Origin of the sequence: Bartonella sp. AC158YNML, assembly GCF_042196725.1 — a bacterium.
Lineage (GTDB): Bacteria > Pseudomonadota > Alphaproteobacteria > Rhizobiales > Rhizobiaceae > Bartonella.
Genome location: NZ_JBHIQU010000006.1, coordinates 109,302 through 129,833 on the forward strand (window position 1 = coordinate 109,302; position 20,532 = coordinate 129,833).

Here is a 20,532-nt window from a genome sequence, read left to right on the forward strand (position 1 = left end):
TTAAAGAGCAACCGAATGCAAATTTTAAGTGGATTATCCGCAGGTTGGATGGGTGATGATAAATATCAAAGTTGATGGCAAAGAGATTGAAGTTCCTGATTACTACACGCTGCTTCAGGCTGCCGAGGCAGCTGGGGCAGAAATACCACGTTTTTGTTTTCATGAATCTTTGTCAATTGCTGGAAATTGTCGCATGTGTTTGGTTGAGGTTAAGGGTGGTCCTCCAAAACCTCAGGCTTCTTGTGCTATGGGGGTTCGTGATTTACGGTTAGGACCTAACGGTGAAGCGCCTGAGATTTTTACCAATACGGAGATGGTAAAAAAAGCACGTGAAGGTGTTATGGAATTTCTTCTCATTAATCATCCTTTGGATTGTCCAGTATGTGATCAAGGGGGAGAATGTGATCTTCAAGATCAAGCAATGCTTTATGGGCGAGATTGTTCTCGTTATACAGAAAATAAACGTGCTGTAGAAGATAAATATATTGGACCTCTTGTCAAAACTGTTATGACACGGTGTATTCATTGTACACGGTGTGTTCGTTTTACAACGGAAGTTGCAGGTATTTCTGAGCTTGGTTTGATCGGTCGTGGTGAAGATGCTGAAATTACGACGTATCTTGAAAAAGCTATGACATCTGAATTACAGGGAAATGTTATTGATCTTTGTCCAGTGGGGGCTTTAACCTCAAAACCTTATGCATTTCATGCCCGTCCGTGGGAATTGGTCAAAACGGAATCGATTGATGTGATGGATGCGCTTGGTAGTGCTATCCGTATTGATAGCCGCGGTCGTGAAGTTATGCGGATTATGCCGCGCACGAATGAAGATGTAAATGAGGAATGGATCTCTGATAAAACGCGTTTTATTTGGGATGGATTACGGACTCAGCGGCTTGATAGGCCATATGTACGCAAAGATGGAAAGCTTCAACCTGTCAGTTGGACAGAAGCTTTTGCAAAAATTAAAATGGTGATCTCTAAAATTTTTCCAGAAAAAATTGGAGCCATTGCTGGAGATCTTGCTTCTGTTGAAGAAATGTATGCCCTTAAGGCATTATTGAGTTCGTTGGGCTCAACGCTCTTTGATTGTCGCCAAAGAGGAGTTGCTTTATCGCCTGAGTTTGGGCGTTCGAGTTATATTTTTAATCCTACAATTGCAGGTATTGAACAGGCTGATGCTCTGCTTATTGTGGGATCTAATCCACGTCATGAAGCGGCTGTTTTAAATGCACGCATTTTAAAGCGCCAACGAATAGGAAATTTTCCTATTGCATTAATTGGAGAGAAAGTTGATTTACGTTATCCTTATTCTTACCTTGGATCTGGAAGTGATACATTAACGACACTTATTCGGGGAGAGGATGCTTTTTTAAATGTCTTAAGAGAAGCAAAGAGGCCCCTTATTCTTATTGGAGAGGGAGCAATTTCAGGAAATGAAGGTTTACCTGTTTTAAAAAATCTTGCTAAATTAGCGGATGATATAGGTGCTCTTAGTGAGACATGGAATGGATTTGGAGTTCTTCATAATGCAGCATCAACTGTTGGAGGGTTGGATATAGGCTTTACTTCTAAGCTTGGGGTTGCCAATATTCTAAAAACCTGTGAAATTTTATTTCTACTTGGTGCTGATGAAGTAGAATTAGCTGATACAAAAGCTTTTATAGTTTATATTGGTAGCCATGGTGACAATGGTGCGCATGCTGCTGATGTTATTTTGCCTGCATCTGCTTATACTGAAAAATCAGGGCTTTATGTAAATACAGAAGGGCGTGTTCAAATGACAAATCGGGCTGGTTTTGCTCCAGGTGAAGCAAAAGAAGATTGGGCTATTTTACGTGCTTTATCGGATGTTTTAGGACAAAGGCTTCCTTTTGATTCTCTTTCTCAATTAAGACAATGTTTGTTTAATGATTATCCACATCTTTGTGCCGTTGATGATATAGTGCCTTCTGATATAAGTAATCTTAAGGTGCTTGGTTCAAAAATGGTTTCTCTAGAGAGTCAAACATTTACTTCTATGATTAAAGACTTTTATTTGACAAATCCGATAGCACGTGCTTCTGCCGTTATGGCTGAATGTTCATCTCTTGCAAAAAACCGTGTTACGCAAACTGTAGAGTAAAGGCAAAGGAAAAGGAATAATGATGTATGATTTCTTTATGACTTGGCTGTTGCCATTACTTATTATCGTTGGAAAAACACTGCTTCTTTTAGTCGTTCTTTTGATCTTAGTTGCTTATCTTCTTTACGCAGATAGAAAGATTTGGGCTGCGGTGCAATTGCGTCGTGGACCAAACGTTGTTGGTCCATGGGGATTGCTACAGTCTTTTGCAGATTTAATTAAATTTGTTGTGAAAGAACCTATTATCCCTGCAGGTGCAAATAAGGGTGTTTTTCTTTTAGCTCCTTTTGTTTCAGCGACACTTGCTTTATCAACTTGGGCTGTTATTCCTGTCAATGAGGGCTGGGAGGTTGCAAAGATTAATGTTGGCTTGCTTTATATTTTAGCCATTTCATCTCTTGAAGTTTATGGTGTTATTATGGGGGGATGGGCATCAAATTCAAAATATCCTTTCTTAGGAGCTCTTCGTTCGGCGGCACAAATGGTTTCTTATGAAGTTTCCATTGGTTTTGTGCTTGTGAGTGTCATTTTAATAAGTGGTTCGTTAGATCTCACAACAATTGTTTTTAAACAAACGCACGGGCTTGGTACAACTCTTGGTCTTCCTTTTAACAGTTTTCTCGATTGGAATTGGTTGGTCCTTTTTCCAATGTTTATTATATTTTTTATTTCTGCGCTTGCAGAGACAAACCGTCCTCCGTTCGATTTGGTAGAAGCAGAATCTGAACTTGTTGCTGGTCATATGGTTGAATATTCTTCAACGCCTTACATGCTCTTCTTTCTAGGTGAATATGTTGCGATTGTTTTAATGTGCGCATTAACAACCATTCTATTTTTGGGCGGTTGGCTGCCTCCTTTAGATGTTTGGTGGCTTAATTGGGTTCCTGGTATCATTTGGTTTGTTTTAAAAGTCTGTTTTGTATTTTTTTGGTTTGCTATGGTTAAAGCTTTTGTTCCACGTTATCGCTATGATCAGCTCATGCGGCTTGGTTGGAAGGTTTTTCTTCCTCTCTCACTAGCAATGGTTGTGGTAACTGCTGCTTTTTTAAAATTTACGGATTTCGTTTAAGAGGAGATTTTACGATGTCAGGTTTCATTCAGGCGGCAAAGTCACTTCTTCTATTGGAATTCGTGAGTGCTTTTTTCTTAGCTATGCGTCAATTTTTTTCACCAAAGCCCACAATTAATTATCCTTATGAAAAAGGTTTTGTATCTGGCCGTTTCCGTGGTGAGCATGCATTGCGTCGCTATCCAAATGGTGAAGAACGGTGTATTGCTTGTAAATTATGTGAAGCAATTTGCCCTGCACAAGCGATTACAATTGAGGCAGGTCCGCGACGTAATGATGGTACACGGAGAACTGTCCGTTATGATATCGATATGGTTAAGTGTATCTACTGCGGTTTTTGTCAAGAAGCGTGTCCGGTAGAAGCTATTGTTGAGGGACCAAATTTTGAATTTGCAACAGAAACACGTGAAGAACTCTATTATGATAAAGAAAAACTTTTAATGAATGGAGATCGTTGGGAGCGAGAAATTGCTCGAAATATATTGATGGATGCACCTTATCGTTAAGTGTATCATTAAATGAGGTGTCGGATAGTTTTCCGATAAATTGTAATCTGGTATGAAGTTTATACCAATTGTTTGAATAATTAAGGAGAAGCCTATGCTAACAGATCTAGCGGCGGCATTTTTCTATTTGTTTGCTTTTATTATGCTAACAAGTGCAGTTATTGTTATTACAGCACGCAATCCAGTGCATTCTGTTTTGTTTTTAATCCTCGCATTTTTTAATGCTGCGGCTTTATTTTTACTTGCAGGAGCAGAGTTTTTAGGACTTATTCTGCTTGTTGTTTATGTTGGAGCTGTCGCTGTTTTATTTTTATTTGTCGTTATGATGCTTGATGTCGATTTTGCTGAGTTAAAGAGTGGAACTCTTCGGTATGCTCCTATTGGAGCTCTTATTGGCGTTATTATCGCTGTAGAATTGATTGTTGTTTTTGTAAGTAGCTATTTTTCTCCAGTCTTGAGAGCGCATGTTACGCAACCAATGCCTGATTTAGCGCAGCGAACAAATACACAGGCATTAGGAGATATTCTCTATACGGATTATGTTTTCTATTTTCAAATTGCTGGAATAATTTTATTGGTTGCAATGATTGGTGCTATTGTTTTAACACTTCGTCATAAATTAGGAGTAAAGAGGCAATCTATTGCAGAGCAAGTTTCTAGAACGGTAGAAAGTGCCATTGAAATCAAGCAAGTTGAATCAGGAAAAGGTATTTAAGGGGGGCTATGATGTATATTGATATTACGCATTATCTCACAGTTTCTGCTTTGATGTTTACAATTGGTATTGCTGGAATTTTTCTCAACAGAAAAAATGTGATTATTATCTTGATGTCTATTGAGCTTATATTACTCTCAGTTAATCTTAATTTTGTTGCATTTTCAGCGTTTCTTCATGATCTCGTTGGGCAGATATTTGCTCTATTTGTCTTAACCGTAGCAGCTGCTGAAGCTGCCATTGGTTTAGCAATTCTTGTCGTTTTTTTCCGTAATCGTGGTTCCATTGCGGTTGAAGATGTTAATGTAATGAAAGGCTAACCAGTGATGTATTATACGATTGTCTTTCTTCCACTTTTGGGTTTTCTCATTGCTGCACTAGGTGGGAAAACGATAGGAGATCGTGCGAGTGAATTGATAACATGTAGCTTTATGGTGATTGTTGCCATATTGTCGTGGGTGGCTTTTTTTAGTATTGCACTTGATCATACTCCAGTAATTGATGTATTGGTATTACATTGGATGACTGTTGGTGACTTAAGCTTTAACTGGGCTTTACATATTGATACATTAACAGCAGTCATGCTTATTGTTGTAAACAGTGTTTCGGCATTAGTGCATATTTATTCAATTGGTTATATGCATCATGACCCCTCAAGGTCACGTTTTTTTTCTTATCTTTCTTTGTTTACATTTATGATGCTTATGTTGGTGACCTCCAATAATTTGATCCAAATGTTTTTTGGATGGGAAGGTGTAGGACTTGCTTCTTACCTGTTAATTGGTTTTTGGTTTCAACGCGATTCTGCTAATAAGGCTGCAATGAAAGCTTTTGTCGTCAATCGTGTTGGAGACTTTGGTTTTCTCTTAGGAATATTTAGTATTTTTGTTTTATTTCAATCGGTTGATTTTGCCTCTATTTTTGCAAAAGCTGCCGATAAGAGCTTTATACAAAATATGACATTTTTAGATTGGCAATTTGATGGGCAGACGGCAATTACCATTACATGTCTTTTATTATTTATTGGTGCGATGGGAAAATCCGCACAATTTCTTTTACATACTTGGCTTCCTGATGCAATGGAAGGGCCAACCCCTGTATCAGCACTTATTCATGCAGCGACAATGGTAACGGCTGGTGTTTTTATGGTTGCGCGTATGTCGCCAATTTTTGAACTTTCTTCAACTGCTTTGACAGTGATTATTATTGTTGGAGCAACAACGGCATTTTTTGCAGCAACTGTGGGGTTAGTGCAGAATGATATTAAGCGTGTTATTGCTTATTCTACATGTTCTCAACTTGGTTATATGTTTGTTGCATTAGGTGTTGGAGCTTATGGAGCTGCTGTCTTTCATCTTTTTACGCATGCTTTTTTTAAAGCCTTATTGTTTCTTGGGGCGGGCTCTGTCATTCATGCTGTATCTGATGAACAAGATATGCGAAAAATGGGCGGGTTACGCAAACATATAAAGGTCACCTATTGGATGATGATGGTCGGGACCATTGCATTGACCGGTGTTGGCGTTCCTGGAACACTTTTCGGGACTGCTGGTTTTTTCTCAAAAGATGCGATTATAGAGTCTGCTTTTGCATCCCATAATATTGCTTCAGGATATGCTTTTTATCTTCTTGTTTTTGCAGCCTTATTAACAAGCTTTTATTCATGGCGGCTTATCTTTATGACGTTCCATGGAAAACCACGAGCAACTGTTGATGTTATGCATCATGTACATGAATCGCCCCCAGTGATGTTGATCCCTCTCTTTATTTTATCTATTGGAGCAATATTTGCTGGTGTTATTTTCCAACCTTATTTTTTTGGTGATTTATACGATACTTTTTGGAAGGGAGCATTGTTTACAAGCAGCCACAATCATATCCTTCATGATGCCCACCATGTTTTTAATTGGGTAAAATGGTCGCCTTTTATAGCAATGATTCTTGGGTTTATGTTGGCTTATTTATTTTATATTGCGGCTCCCTCTCTTCCCAAGAAAATGGCGCGTATTATGCCAGGAGTGTATCACTTTCTTTACCAAAAGTGGTATTTCGATCAATTATATAACTTTTTATTTGTTCGTCCTACCTTTAGAATTGGTTCTTTTCTTTGGAAAGTGGGAGACGGTAAGATTATTGATGGTCTAGGTCCCAATGGTATTGCAGCGCGTGTTGTTGATATTACAAATAGAGTTGTTCGAATGCAAACAGGCTATCTTTACCACTATGCATTTGCAATGCTTATCGGCGTTGCATTGCTCATTACATGGATGATGATCGGGGGCGTAAACTAATGACCGATTGGCCTATTCTTTCTACGGTTACATTTTTGCCGCTTGTTGGTGTTCTTCTGATTTTGTTTATCAAAGATGATAGTGAAGTAGCACGCCATAATATACGTAATGTTGCATTTTTTACGACTCTATTTGTTTTTATTATTTCTTTAATTATTTGGATAGGATTTGATTCTAGCAACCAAAATTTTCAAATGGTTGAAAAATCCAGTTGGTTAGGGGGTGGTATTAGCTATCATATGGGGGTCGATGGTATTTCTATTCTTTTTGTTGTTCTCTCGGCTTTTCTTTTGCCTTTCTGTATTTTAGCAAGTTGGGAGAATGTTAAAGAGAGATTAAAAGCCTATATGATTGCGTTTCTTCTTCTAGAAGTTGCGATTATTGGTGTTTTTTGTGCTCTTGATGCAATGCTATTCTATGTTTTTTTTGAAGGCAGCCTCATTCCAATGTTTATCATTATAGGTGTGTGGGGAGGAGCACGTCGTGTTTATGCAAGTATAAAGTTTTTCTTATATACTTTACTTGGTTCAGTGCTTATGTTGGTTGCTCTTATGGTTATGTATTGGGAGGCTGGGACACTTGATATACCAACTTTACTCAATTATCAGTTTCCTGTTCATATGCAAATATGGTTGTGGCTTGCATTTTTTGCTTCTTTCGCAGTTAAAATGCCAATGTGGCCAGTTCATACATGGCTCCCTGATGCTCACGTAGAAGCACCGACGGCGGGTTCTGTTATTTTAGCTGGTGTCTTACTTAAATTAGGTGGGTATGGTTTTCTTCGTTTTTCTTTACCAATGTTTCCTATCGCTTCAGCAGATTTTGCGCCTTTTGTTTTCACATTATCGCTTATCGCTATTATTTATACATCACTGGTTGCACTTGTTCAAAGTGACATCAAAAAACTTATTGCATATTCCTCAATAGCGCATATGGGATATGTAACGATGGGTATTTTTGCTGCGAATGAACAGGGGATACAAGGGGCTATTTATCAGATGCTATCCCATGGAATTGTTTCAGCAGCATTGTTTCTTTGTGTTGGTGTTATCTATGATCGCTTGCATACACGTGAAATTTCAGCGTTTGGTGGTTTAGTGAATAATATGCCTAAATATGCTGTTGTTTTCTTAATTTTCACCATGGCAAATGTTGGTTTGCCTGGAAGCTCAGGGTTTTTGGGTGAATTTTTAACCTTAATAGGTGTTTTTCAAGTAAATAAATTGGTTGTTGTTTTAGCAACAACAGGTGTTATCTTATCGGCAGCCTATGCTCTTTATCTTTATCGGCGTGTGATTTTTGGTTCCTTGGATAAAGAGAATTTAAAAGTATTAATAGATCTTTCTTTAAGAGAAAAATTCCTTCTTTATCCAATGGTTATTCTTACAATATTCTTTGGTATCTATCCAACGCCTATTCTTAAGGCAACGGCGTTTTCCGTAGAAACCCTCATCAATAAACTGCACTAGATAAGGGAAGAATGCACATGCAAACTGAAATAATAGCGCAATTAGTCTTAATTCTTCCAGAGCTTTTAATTGCATTAGGAGCTGTCGTGCTGCTTATGATTGGTGTTTATTCCAATACACGTGCTTCTTTAACAGTGACAGGTTTAGCCATAGCACTTCTTGTGGCAACCATTGTTATTCTTATAGTTTTTCCGAAAAATGGCTCATTTCAAACCAATGCGCTCGTTATCGATTCCTTTAGTCGTTATATGAAAATTTTAATGCTTATTGGTGCGCTCTTTTCTCTTATCATGTCTGTTGGTTTTGCCAATGCACAAAAGTTTAATATATTTGAGTTTCCAGTGCTTGTTCTTTTAGCAACCCTTGGAATGATGTTTATGATTTCAGCGGGTAATATGCTGTCGCTTTATATGGGGTTAGAATTGCAATCTTTAGCTCTATATGTTTTAGCAGCGATTAATCGTAATAATGTGAAATCTTCTGAAGCCGGTATAAAATACTTTGTTTTAGGAGCATTATCTTCAGGGTTGCTTCTTTATGGTATTTCTTTGCTTTATGGTTTTACCGGTCAAATTGGTTTTCACGAAATTGCTCTTGCTTTAAAAGGCAAGAATGTACAATTAGGGGTTATTTTTGGAATTGTCTTTATTTTAGCTGGTTTGGCTTTCAAAATTTCTGCTGTTCCGTTTCATATGTGGACACCTGATGTTTATGAAGGAGCACCCACACCGATTACAGCATTTTTTGCTGGTGCCCCTAAAGTTGCTGCAATGGCTTTAATCATCCGTATTATTGTGGTGACCTTTATTCCCCTAGGACGTGTTGATAACGTGATGCCTGCATGGCAACAAATTTTGGTGTTCATGGCAATTGCATCAATGATACTGGGTGCTTTTGCTGCAATCGGTCAGAATAATATTAAGCGCTTAATGGCTTATTCGTCGATCAGTCATATGGGTTATGCACTTGTTGGTTTATCTGCTGGAGATATGCTTGGGATAAAAAGCGTTATCCTTTATATGACTATTTATCTTGGAATGACGCTTGGTTCATTTGCCTTTATTCTTGGAATGCGCTCTCAGAATGGAAATGTTGAAAATATTTATGATCTTTCAGGGTTAGCAAAGACGAATCCGTTTATGGCTGTTGTGATGACAATACAGCTTTTTTCTTTAGCAAGCATACCTCCTATGGCTGGTTTTTTTGGAAAGTGGTATACATTTTCTGCTGCTGTCCACGCTGGACTTACGCCACTTGCTGTCGTTGGGATGATAGCGTCTGTAGTTGGGGCTTTTTACTATTTGCGAGTCATTAAAATTATGTGGTTTGATGATGCAAAAGCGCATTTTGTTGCTTTATCGAAAGAGCTTCAATTTTGTCTTGGTCTTTCTGTATTCTTTATTTTATTTTACGCGCTTTTTGGAGTTTGGTTCGCTGAGCTAGCAGAAAAAGCAGCAACAGCATTGTTTTAACGAATATGGTTTATACTTTATCAGATTTTGCACAAAAACAGGGATACACTGTTGAAGCGTACGATAGTGTTGATTCAACAAATCTCATTGCGCAACGAAAAGCGCAAACTGGTCATCAAGGTAATCTTTGGATTGTTGCACAAGAACAATTACAGGGAAGAGCGAGAAGAGGGAGAACTTGGTCTAGTCCTAAAGGGAACCTTTATTCTAGTCTTTTGTTAATTGAGGATATTGTGCATCAAACTGCTGCTCAACTTGGTTTTGTTGCTGGAGTAAGTGTAGCAGAGGCAATAAAACAATTTATAAAAGATGAAAAGCAAACAAACAATATTGTGAGCTTAAAATGGCCAAACGATATTTTGCTCAGAGGTGTGAAAAGCTCTGGAATTTTGCTCGAGATTTTAAAATTGCCATCACAACAATATGCATTGGTTATTGGTATTGGAATAAATGTGAAATATAATTATGAAAACGCACTCTATCCCACTTCAAGTTTAAAGAATATTGGTTTGCATATTGAAGCAGAACAGTTATTTACGGTTCTGACGGAGTTTTTTTCTAAAAACTATCTCCTTTGGAAACAATCAGGAGGACGCAATATAATTCGCGAAAAGTGGCTTTTATACTCTGCTCATCTTGGACAACATGTCAAAATAATCAATGATGAAAAAGTCATCGAGGGTATTTTTGATGGTCTTGATAGTGATTTTAACTGCATCATAAAACAAAATAATGGTCAAACAGCCATTATAACAGCTGGGGATGTTCATTTTGGTTCAGCTGCTTCTGCTCATGCAAATCGTATTAATTGATAAAGTTTTATTTCATCATCAGATTATCTTAATGATTTAGGAGATGTTTATGGTTGCGGCCAACGAGAATGAATTTGTTTTTTTACCTTTAGGAGGAGTAGGTGAAATAGGGATGAATCTCGCTGCTTATGGATTTGGTCCTGAAAATTTTCGTGAATGGTTGCTTGTTGATATGGGAGTTAGTTTTGCTGGACCTGAATTACCCGGAGCAGATCTTGTTTTGCCTGATATTCGTTTTCTAGAAAGTGAAAAACACAATATTCATGGTCTTGTTTTAACACATGCTCATGAAGATCATTATGGGGCCGTTCTTGATTTATGGCCAAAGTTACAGGTTCCAATTTACTGTACGCCTTTTACGGCAGGATTATTGGAAAGTAAAAGGCAAGCAGATTTTGAATCTCAAAAAATTTCACTCAATATTTTTCAAGCTGGTGATTGTTTTCAGGTAGGTTCCTTTGCTGTAGAGGCTATAGCCGTTAACCATTCAATACCAGAAGCTGTCTCTTTAGCAATTACAACCTCTTTGGGGACTGTGATTCATACTGGTGATTGGAAAATCGATCATACCCCTTCACTCGGGGCTGTAACCGATGAAAAAAGATTTCGTGCTTTAGGCAAAAAAGGTGTTTTAGCATTACTTTGTGATTCCACAAATGCGTGTCGGGATGGTATATCTCCATCAGAGCAGCAGGTTCAAACCAGTCTTTCTGAAATTATTTTGAAAGCTAAAGGGCGCGTTGCGATAGCAACTTTTGCTTCTAATATTGGTCGGATACGTTCTATTGCTCTTGCCGCTGAAGCTTCTGGGCGTAAGGTACTTGTCATTGGGCGTTCCCTTAAGCGAAGTATTATGGTTGCACAAGAGCTTGGTTATATGAATGGTTTAGCGCCATTTGTAACAGAAGATGATTATGGTTACATCCCGCGAAAAGATCTTGTTTTAATCGTCACAGGAAGCCAAGGTGAGCCGTGTGCTGCTTTGGCTAAACTTTCACGTGATGGAATGAGGAATATTGCACTCTCCGCTGGTGATACCGTTATTTATTCATCACGAAGTATTCCAGGAAACGAAAAATCTATTCTTGAGGTACAAAATCGTTTCATTGATTTGGGTATTGAAATTATTACGAATGAAGATGCTCTTGTTCATGTTTCAGGTCATCCCCGTCGTTCAGAACTTTTACAGATGTATGATTGGATAAAGCCACAGATACTTGTTCCTGTACATGGAGAAGCAATGCATCTTAAGGCTCATGCAACTTTAGCCCGTCAAGCAGGTATTCAAACTGTTATGGATATCAGAAATGGCTATATGTTACGTCTCGCACCAAAGCCTGTAAAAGTTGTTGATCAAGTTCCTGTTGGACGTATCTATAAGGATGGTTGCCTAATTGGGAATGAAGATGAATTAGGGATTCGTGAACGCCGCAAACTCAGTTATGCTGGTCATGTTACTATTTCTCTCCATATAAATAATAAGTATGAATTATTGGGGGATATCGGTCTATCAACATTCGGGTTACCTGAAAATAATGGAAAAGGGGAGAGTTTGAAAGATATTCTTTTAGATATTGTAGAAAATACAGTTTATAACATCCCACGGTTAAAACGGAACAATAATGAACTTATTCGAGAGGCAACACGACGTGCAGTAAGAGCAGCTGTTCATGAGATTTGGCAAAAAAAACCTATCTGTACAGTTTTTTTACATCGGTCAAAATAAAGAATTTTCCTATTACGTTATTTAAAGAGAAAAGCATTTTTATTTTATTGCTAAATAAGAAAAATAGAGAATAGAGCACAATAAATTTTGAAACAATAAGATCGTTATATTTGCAAGTATTCAGAATGCGGCTATAGATGAATGGAGGGTGTGTTAAATTGTTTCAATATGGTAGATCTGATTAGGAGTTAATTATTTCAATGCGTCTTTCTCAATATTTCCTTCCCCTGTTAAAAGAGAATCCTAAAGAAGCAGAAATTGTTTCTCATCGTTTTATGTTGCGTGCTGGGATGATTCGACAGCAAACATCAGGAATTTATTCTTGGCTTCCTTTGGGAAAAAAAGTGCTTGATAAAGTTTGTAAAATTATTCGTGAGGAGCAAGAACGCGCTGGTGCAATAGAAGTATTGATGCCTACAATTCAATCTGCTGATCTTTGGCGTGAAAGCGGTCGCTATGATGATTATGGTTTGGAAATGCTCCGCATTAAAGATCGTCAAAAACGTGATTTACTTTATGGTCCAACCAATGAAGAGATGGTAACAGATATTTTTCGCTCTTATGTTCGTTCTTATAAAGATCTTCCGCTTAATTTGTATCATATTCAATGGAAATTTCGTGATGAAATTCGTCCACGTTTTGGTGTGATGCGGGCACGAGAATTTTTAATGAAAGATGCTTATTCTTTTGATCTTGATTATGAAGGTTCTAAAACGTCTTATAATCGTATGTTTGTTGCTTATTTACGCACTTTTTTTCGCCTTGGTTTAAAAGCAATTCCCATGCGTGCTGACACAGGTCCCATTGGGGGGGAGCTCAGTCATGAATTTATCATTTTGGCTGAAACAGGAGAGAGCGCTATCTTCTGTGATAGACAATTTCTTGAACTTACGGTTCCCCATAGTTCAATCGATTTTAGTGATAAAGCTGTTTTAGATGATATCGTTAAACAGTGGACATCTTTTTATGCAGCGACAGAAGAAATGCATGAGGAAGAGGAGTGGGCTAAAATTTCTGAAAATAATCGTCTTTCAGCGCGTGGTATTGAAGTTGGGCATATTTTTCACTTTGGCACTAAATACTCTGCTCTAATGGGAGCAAAAGTTATGGGACAAGATGGAAAGGAGCATGTGGTCTCTATGGGATCTTATGGTATTGGACCTTCGCGTCTTGTTGCGGCTGCTATTGAGGCTTCTCATGATGAAAATGGTATTATTTGGCCAAAGTCGATGGCACCGTTCGATTTTGGGATTATCAATATGAAGCCCGATGATGAAAAATGTACACATACATGTGAGATTCTCTATCAAGGATTAAAAGATGCTGGTTTTGACCCATTATTAGATGATAGAAATGAACGGCCTGGATCAAAATTTGCAACAATGGATTTGATTGGTTTGCCAACGCAAATCATTGTTGGTCCTAACAGCATTGCACAAAATGAAGTTGAAATTAAAGATCGCAAAACAGGTGTAAAAAAATCTCTAAAGGTTGAAGATGTACTCAGCCAACTTTCTATAATTTAATAGGAAATGTTATGAAGAGGCTGAAAAATAAAGTTTTTTCATCTTATGAGTGGATGATCGCTTTTCGTTACATGATTCCCAATAAAAAACATGCCGTTGCCTCTGTTATTTCAATTATTTCTCTTATTGGGATTATGTTGGGCGTATTCGCTCTGGTTGTTGTTATGGCGGTGATGAATGGCTTTCGTACAGAACTTCTCAATCGTATTCTTGGTATGAATGGACATCTTATTGTTCAAACAGTTGATTCTGGTTTTTCTGATTATAAAACTCTTATTTCTTCTTTAGAATCTACAAATGGTGTGAAGTTTGCTTTACCTGTTATTGAAGGTCAAGCGCTTGTTCAAGGTGACGTTCAAGGAAGCTCTGGCGCTTTAGTTCGCGGTATGCGCAAACAAGATTTAGAAAAGCTTAAAACAGTATCTCAAAATATTAAATTAGGATCTCTCTCTCAGTTTGATAAAGAAGAAGGAGTTGCAATTGGAAGTGGCTTAGCAGAAAAATTGGGACTTACAGTTGGAAGAGATCTTCGCATTATAACTCCAGATGGTGATGAGACTCCTTTTGGCGTTACTCCGCGCGTGAAAGCTTATAAAGTCGTTGCTATTTTTGAAGTTGGTATGTCTGAATATGATTCAATATTTATCTTTATGCCTCTTCATGAAGCACAAATGTTTTTTAATTTAGGAGATAAAGTTCAGTCTTTAGAGTTATTTCTAAATAATCCTGATGCCGTTGATCAAATAAAACCCGTTGTAGAAAAAGCAGTTGATCAACAGGTTTATTTAATTGATTGGCGTACACGCAATCAGGCTTTTTTTTCAGCTTTACAAATTGAACGAAATGTTATGTTTTTTATTCTTTCTTTGATCGTTCTTGTTGCTGCTTTAAATATTATTTCAGGTCTGATTATGCTTGTAAAAGATAAAAGTCATGATATTGCAATTTTACGCACGATGGGCACTCAACAGAGTGCGATTTTGCGTATATTTATTATCACAGGAATGATGATTGGTTTTATTGGAACTATATTGGGCTTAATTTTAGGTGTTATTGCGACCGTGAATATTAATCATATTCAAGACTTTATTTCTTGGTTATTTAATGTCGACGTTTTTAATCCTCAACTTTATTTTTTGACAAAATTGCCTGCACAAATTGAGTGGAAACAGACCATCTTGGTTGCTATGATGGCTTTATTCTTGTCATTTCTTGCTGCTCTCATTCCAGCATGGCGTGCTGCTAAGCTAGATCCCGTACAAGCTTTGAGGTATGAATAATGACAGCTATTTTAGAGCTTGTAGAGATTGAAAGGCGATTTTTTGAGAGTGATAAGCCGCTCATTATTTTAAATAAAGCAAATTTTATCCTTAATAGGGGAGAGCTTGTGGCACTTGTTGCACCATCTGGTGCTGGAAAGTCAACACTTCTGCATATTGCTGGATTATTAGAAAAACCAACAGCTGGTGATGTGTTGTTACGAGGTGTTTCTTGTGCAAAGCGTTCTGATAGTGAGCGAACAGCTATCAGACGAAATGATATTGGTTTTGTTTATCAATTTCATCATTTACTACCAGAGTTTACGGCTTTAGAAAATGTCATGATACCGCAAATGATAGCAGGATTTAAAAAGTCCATAGCAGAAGATCGTGCGCGTAAATTATTGACGTATCTGCGTGTTTCGCATCGTGCTAACCATCGTCCCTCAGAGTTATCAGGAGGAGAACAACAACGTGTTGCTATTGCACGTGCAGTAGCAAATGGCCCTTCAGTCCTTTTGGCCGATGAACCTACAGGCAATCTTGATCCAGTAACTTCAGCTTACGTCTTTCAAGCTTTATCTGTTCTGGTTCGTCAGTCTGGTCTTTCTGCTCTTATTGCAACACATAATTACGCTTTGGCTAAGCAAATGCATCGTCGAATTACACTTAAAGAACAAAAGATTATAGAACTTCCTTAAAAGCAAGGTATAAAATTTATACGAATAATTGAATAGTTTATATTACTTTATTCAAGGAGATTTTTTTTATGACAGTTTTTGTCGATGACAAAAATCAATTGGATGCGCGTCGTCGCCGTTTGATTTTTCGTGCATGGCATCGCGGTATTCGTGAAATGGATCTCATTTTTGGACATTATGTCGATGCTCATATTACTGGAATGAATGATAGAACCCTCTCTGAGCTTGAGTATATTATGTCTTTTGATGATCGTGATTTACTCACATGGATTACTGGAGAAATTTCACCGCCATCTGAAATTGATAGTCCACTTTTTCGTGATATTGCTAATTATCGTACTTGCTTAAGTTATTGATCACAATGCCTATATTTAAAAAAATTGTTATTCCCCAAAACAGTTCTGTTCGTATGATTTTTGATGGCGTTACTGATGGATTTGAAGCCTTTGCGCTTGCTAAGTTAAGTTCAGAAATTGCACAAGGTAAACCGCTCCTCTATGTTGTTCATGACGGAACAAAAATTGCGCATTTACAACAAGTTTTAAATTTTATTGAACCCAATTTACCCGTACTTCAATTTCCTGCATGGGATTGTTTGCCTTATGATCGCGTATCACCAGGAATTGCTGTCATGGCCCGTCGACTATCAGCATTGGCACGCATAGCAAATTTACGTCAAAATCCACATCCTGCAATTATATTAACAACAGCAAATGCAATTATGCAAAAGTTGCCTCCTCGTGAAATGATAGAAGCTCAGCTTATTCACTTACATGTTGGCCAACGCAATAACATGGGAAATCTAATTCAATTCCTAGAAACCAATGGTTTTGAACGCGTTACGGTTGTCCGTGATGTTGGTGAGTTTGCTGTAAGAGGAGGAATACTTGATATCTTTTCTCCTATGGATGTTGAACCTTTACGTCTTGATTTTTTTGGAGATACCCTGGAAAGTATCCGCGTATTTGATCCAGAAAGTCAAAGGACAACACGTCAAAAAACTGAACTTTTATTACAGGCAATGAGTGAGGTTGTTCTTACACCAGAACGCATCAGCCGATTTAAAAGCAATTATACCCGTACATTTGGTGTATCACAAAAAAATAACATGCTTTATGAAGCAATTGCTCAAGGTCGGCGTTTTGCCGGTATGGAACATTGGCTTCCTTTTTTTTATGAAAACCTTGACACTTTTTTTGACCATTGTGGCAACCTACCGCTTGTTTTTGAGCATCTTATAGAAGAAGTTTTCATTGAGCGCTATCGCCTTATTGAAGACTATTATAATGCGCGTAAAGAGCGCGAAAATGATAAAGAAATTTCTACTTCTTATCATCCAATAGACCCTAGTCTTCTTTATTTAACGCCAGAGCGTGTTTTGGAATGTGTGCAACAATCTTCACAGCGTATTGATTTTTCACCTTTTAATATTCCACAAAGTTTGGAACAAACAGTTATTCACACCAATGTTAAACAGGGGTATGATTTTGTAAAAGAGCGTAATGCGCAAGAAAAAAATGTTTTTTCAAATGTTATTGATCATATCGCCTCTTTACGCACTGCTGGCAAAAAAGTACTTTTAGCGTGTTGGAGTGAAGGGTCTCTCAATCGTTTGATACAAGTTCTTGATGAGCATGGATTGAAAAAAATAGATGTTGTAAAATCCTTGCAAACTGTCAAAGCAACACCACGAGATCATATATTAGCAGCTGTTATCATGATAGAACATGGTTTTGAGGCTGAAGATTTAGCTATTATAGCAGAGCAGGATATCCTAGGTGATCGCTTCATCAGATCACCAAAGCGGCGTAAGAATAATACAAATTTTATTTCTGAAATTTCTGCTTTAAATTCTGGTGATATTGTTGTGCATATCGACCATGGTATTGGCCAATTTGTTGGTCTTAAAACCATCACAACCACTGGAATTTTACGAGATTGCCTTGAAATTAAATATGCTGGAGGAGATCTCCTCTTTTTACCTGTTGAAAATATTGAGCTTCTCTCACGTTATGGCTCAGAAGGAACAGAGGTAACTTTAGATAAATTAGGGGGTGTTGCTTGGCAAGCACGTAAAGCGCGGCTTAAAAAACATTTATTGGAAATGGCAGGGCAATTAATCCGTATAGCTGCAGAGCGTATGACTCGTGCTGCGCCTGCTTTACTTCCACCAATTGGACCATTTGATGAGTTTGTTGCTTGCTTTCCCTATGAAGAAACGGAAGATCAAATGAATGCAATTGATGCTGTTCTGGATGATCTAGCCTCAGGCAAGCCGATGGATCGCTTGATATGCGGTGATGTTGGTTTTGGAAAAACTGAAGTAGCCATTCGAAGTGCTTTTGTTGCAGCATTAAATGGATATCAGGTTGCGGTTGTTGTACCAACAACTTTGCTTTCACGTCAACATTACAAAACATTTATTTCGCGTTTTCAAGGATTACCAGTTAAAATTGGACATGCTTCGAGGCTTGTAAAAGCGAAAGAACTTGCACGAGTAAAAAAAGGTGTTTCAGATGGTACAATCGATATTGTCATTGGAACCCATGCATTATTAAGTGGTGCAGTTAATTTTTTACGGTTAGGCCTTCTTATCATTGATGAAGAACAGCATTTTGGTGTCAAACACAAAGAGCGTTTAAAAGAGCTTAAAAGTGATATTCATGTTCTCACACTTTCAGCAACTCCCATACCACGCACTTTAGGGTTAGCTTTATCGGGTGTACGTGAACTTTCATTGATAACAACCCCCCCCATTGATAGAATGGCGGTTCGTACTTTTATTTCACCATTTGATGCACTTGTTATACGAGAGACCCTGCTTCGAGAATATTATCGTGGTGGACAAAGTTTCTATGTTTGTCCTCGTATTTCTGATCTGGCTTTTGTAGAAGAATATCTCAAAACACATGTGCCAGAACTGAAATTCGTTGTGGCTCATGGACAAATGCCGGCTGGACAACTTGATGATATCATGAATGCATTTTATGATGGGCAATATGATGTGCTACTCTCAACAACCATTATTGAATCGGGGCTTGATATTCCAACAGCCAATACTCTAATTGTGCATCGTGCTGAGATGTTTGGCCTTTCTGCCCTTTATCAGTTACGTGGTAGGGTAGGGCGTTCAAAACAACGTGCTTATGCTCTCTTTACATTTCCTGCTGGTAAAGTCTTAACAGCTGCTGCCGATCGCCGTCTTAAAGTTTTACAATCTCTTGACACCTTAGGGGCCGGTTTTCAATTGGCAAGCCATGACATGGATATCCGCGGTTCAGGCAATTTTTTAGGAGAAGAACAATCAGGTCATATTAAAGAAGTTGGTTTTGAACTTTATCAAAAAATGCTTGAGGAAGCTGTTGCTGAATTAAAAGATGGAGAGCAAAGTGAGGATAGGCAATGGTCACCTCAAATTTCACTTGGCACAACCGTGATGATACCAGAAAATTTTGTTCCTGACTTATCATTACGTATGGGGCTTTACCGACGCTTAACAGAACTTGATGATTTAGAACAAATTGATGAATTTGCAGCGGAGTTAATTGATCGCTTTGGTCCTTTACCCATTGAGGTTCAACACCTTCTTAAAGTCTTTTATATCAAAACATTGTGTCGAAAAGCGCATGTAGAAAAATTAGATACAGGACCAAAGGGGATTGTTATACAGTTTCGTAATAACTATTTCGCAAATAGTGTTGCTCTTGTTCAGTGGGTGAAAAAACAAGGTTCAATGGCAAAAATTCGTCCAGATCAAAGTATCGCTCTTATTCGTGATTGGTCCACAGCGGATGAAAGGCTTGTTGGAGCAGCGAATATTATGACACAGCTCGTCGAAATGGCAGAACAACATTCTGTTTAAAAAATATCTTTATTATTTCAGAACTATTACTTATATTTATAAAATTATTATATAAAAACAAGTATTTACTGATTTTATATAAGAATAAAATTTAAATTTATAATAAAATAACTCCTTACTATTTATTTTGAATTCTTTATTATAACACGTATTGATATAATATAACAGCAGCCTTTTGCAAGTCGAGCCTTTTGAAGAAGCTTAATCAAGGTGATTATGAAGCTGTACCCTTAGAATTACAGAAATGGAATAAGGTCGGTGGGAAGCCTCTTGCGGGTTTAGCCAACCGTCGAGCAGCAGAAGCGGGATTATGGGTAAAAGGGGCTTATGTTTCTTCGAATTATCAAAGGGTAGAAACGAAAACAGCAAGCGGTCTTTTAAAAATAGAAGCGCTTGCCCCGATTATAGGGTCTTGTTCTGGGTTTGGAGGCTTGTTGGTTGGCAATGGTCCGGTGCAATGGGCTTTAGCAGGCATCATGGTTTTAGCGGCTGTAACGGGCATAGTGATTGTCGCCAAGCGGTTTGGGGAGCAACGCTTATGATTTTTTGGCTAAAGAAATATTCTCTTATGTTTACAGCGGCTTTAGCCGTTTTTTTTATGGCTTTAGCCAAGGCGTTTCAGCTTGGCAAGCAAAGCGAACGGCAAAAGCAAACAGAGCATGCTTTAAAGACAGCAACAACCCGTCTTGAGGTAGAAAATGAAGTTAATCGAAAAAGTGATGCTGGTGTGCGCTCTGAACTTTCTCGTTGGGTGCGCGGCAAATAGGTCTGTTTCTTGTGGTGGCTGGTTGCCCATTTATTTGGATAATCAGGATGTTGAGGTCATCAGTTCCAACCTTGCAAGAGATATTTTAAAGCATAACAAGCAGGGAGCCCATTTATGTGGTTGGAAAGATGGTCAAGAAACGAAGCAGCAAAGATAAAGATCTTACAGAAACAGAACAACAGCTTCTTCATGAGATGATAGAGACCTATCAAGGCTTAAAGATGATGTCACGC

General features: G+C 38.0%; 16 protein-coding genes and 1 pseudogene. All 17 read left to right on the forward strand.

Annotation, left to right across the window (positions count from 1 at the left end; genetic code table 11):
• Positions 1-55: 55 nt before the first annotated feature.
• The 17 genes and pseudogenes from nuoG to ACFIM1_RS05140 all read left to right on the forward strand — a co-directional run bounded on the left by nuoG (position 56) and on the right by ACFIM1_RS05140 (position 20,299).
• Positions 56-2,125 carry an NADH-quinone oxidoreductase subunit NuoG gene (gene nuoG, locus ACFIM1_RS05060; protein ID WP_375606835.1) on the forward strand — a complete coding sequence of 690 codons (2,070 nt, stop codon included), beginning with the start codon at positions 56-58 and terminating at the stop codon, positions 2,123-2,125.
• A gap of 22 nt (positions 2,126-2,147) precedes the next feature.
• Positions 2,148-3,194, forward strand: a complete 1,047-nt coding sequence (gene nuoH / locus ACFIM1_RS05065) for an NADH-quinone oxidoreductase subunit NuoH (protein WP_375609401.1) — start codon at positions 2,148-2,150, stop codon at positions 3,192-3,194.
• A 14-nt stretch (positions 3,195-3,208) separates the two neighbouring features.
• Complete coding sequence (gene nuoI / locus ACFIM1_RS05070; RefSeq protein WP_375606836.1) at positions 3,209-3,700, forward strand: NADH-quinone oxidoreductase subunit NuoI; 492 nt, start codon at positions 3,209-3,211, stop codon at positions 3,698-3,700.
• A gap of 94 nt (positions 3,701-3,794) precedes the next feature.
• On the forward strand, positions 3,795-4,415 hold the full coding sequence (locus ACFIM1_RS05075; RefSeq protein WP_375608285.1) for an NADH-quinone oxidoreductase subunit J: 621 nt from the start codon (positions 3,795-3,797) through the stop codon (positions 4,413-4,415).
• Between the two features lie 11 nt (positions 4,416-4,426).
• On the forward strand, positions 4,427-4,735 hold the full coding sequence (gene nuoK, locus ACFIM1_RS05080) for an NADH-quinone oxidoreductase subunit NuoK (RefSeq protein ID WP_015856359.1): 309 nt from the start codon (positions 4,427-4,429) through the stop codon (positions 4,733-4,735).
• A 6-nt stretch (positions 4,736-4,741) separates the two neighbouring features.
• Positions 4,742-6,706: an NADH-quinone oxidoreductase subunit L gene (nuoL, locus tag ACFIM1_RS05085; RefSeq protein WP_375609402.1), complete on the forward strand. Its 1,965-nt coding sequence runs from the start codon at positions 4,742-4,744 to the stop codon at positions 6,704-6,706.
• Positions 6,706-8,175 carry an NADH-quinone oxidoreductase subunit M gene (locus tag ACFIM1_RS05090; RefSeq protein WP_375606838.1) on the forward strand — a complete coding sequence of 490 codons (1,470 nt, stop codon included), beginning with the start codon at positions 6,706-6,708 and terminating at the stop codon, positions 8,173-8,175. The genes nuoL and ACFIM1_RS05090 overlap by 1 nt, the downstream gene beginning before the upstream one ends.
• Positions 8,176-8,192: 17 nt before the next feature.
• Positions 8,193-9,647: an NADH-quinone oxidoreductase subunit NuoN gene (gene nuoN, locus ACFIM1_RS05095; protein WP_375609391.1), complete on the forward strand. Its 1,455-nt coding sequence runs from the start codon at positions 8,193-8,195 to the stop codon at positions 9,645-9,647.
• A 5-nt stretch (positions 9,648-9,652) separates the two neighbouring features.
• On the forward strand, positions 9,653-10,459 hold the full coding sequence (locus ACFIM1_RS05100) for a biotin--[acetyl-CoA-carboxylase] ligase (RefSeq protein ID WP_375609392.1): 807 nt from the start codon (positions 9,653-9,655) through the stop codon (positions 10,457-10,459).
• Between the two features lie 49 nt (positions 10,460-10,508).
• Positions 10,509-12,185 carry a ribonuclease J gene (locus ACFIM1_RS05105; RefSeq protein ID WP_375609393.1) on the forward strand — a complete coding sequence of 559 codons (1,677 nt, stop codon included), beginning with the start codon at positions 10,509-10,511 and terminating at the stop codon, positions 12,183-12,185.
• 200 nt (positions 12,186-12,385) lie between these two features.
• Positions 12,386-13,711, forward strand: coding sequence for a proline--tRNA ligase (gene proS / locus ACFIM1_RS05110; protein ID WP_375609394.1), 1,326 nt, complete (start codon positions 12,386-12,388; stop codon positions 13,709-13,711).
• 11 nt (positions 13,712-13,722) lie between these two features.
• On the forward strand, positions 13,723-14,991 hold the full coding sequence (locus tag ACFIM1_RS05115) for a lipoprotein-releasing ABC transporter permease subunit (protein ID WP_375609395.1): 1,269 nt from the start codon (positions 13,723-13,725) through the stop codon (positions 14,989-14,991).
• Positions 14,991-15,671 (forward strand): ABC transporter ATP-binding protein, encoded by a 681-nt coding sequence (locus ACFIM1_RS05120; RefSeq protein ID WP_375609396.1) that lies wholly within the window; start codon positions 14,991-14,993, stop codon positions 15,669-15,671. Before ACFIM1_RS05115 ends, ACFIM1_RS05120 begins: the two co-directional genes overlap by 1 nt.
• A gap of 68 nt (positions 15,672-15,739) precedes the next feature.
• Positions 15,740-16,027 (forward strand): succinate dehydrogenase assembly factor 2, encoded by a 288-nt coding sequence (locus tag ACFIM1_RS05125; RefSeq protein WP_375608278.1) that lies wholly within the window; start codon positions 15,740-15,742, stop codon positions 16,025-16,027.
• A gap of 5 nt (positions 16,028-16,032) precedes the next feature.
• Positions 16,033-19,533 (forward strand): transcription-repair coupling factor, encoded by a 3,501-nt coding sequence (gene mfd, locus ACFIM1_RS05130; protein ID WP_375609397.1) that lies wholly within the window; start codon positions 16,033-16,035, stop codon positions 19,531-19,533.
• 155 nt (positions 19,534-19,688) lie between these two features.
• Positions 19,689-20,075: pseudogene (locus ACFIM1_RS05135) on the forward strand (lysozyme); the annotation flags it as partial.
• Positions 20,072-20,299 (forward strand): hypothetical protein, encoded by a 228-nt coding sequence (locus ACFIM1_RS05140; RefSeq protein WP_375614106.1) that lies wholly within the window; start codon positions 20,072-20,074, stop codon positions 20,297-20,299. The pseudogene ACFIM1_RS05135 and the gene ACFIM1_RS05140, both read left to right, overlap by 4 nt.
• Positions 20,300-20,532 lie beyond the last annotated feature (233 nt).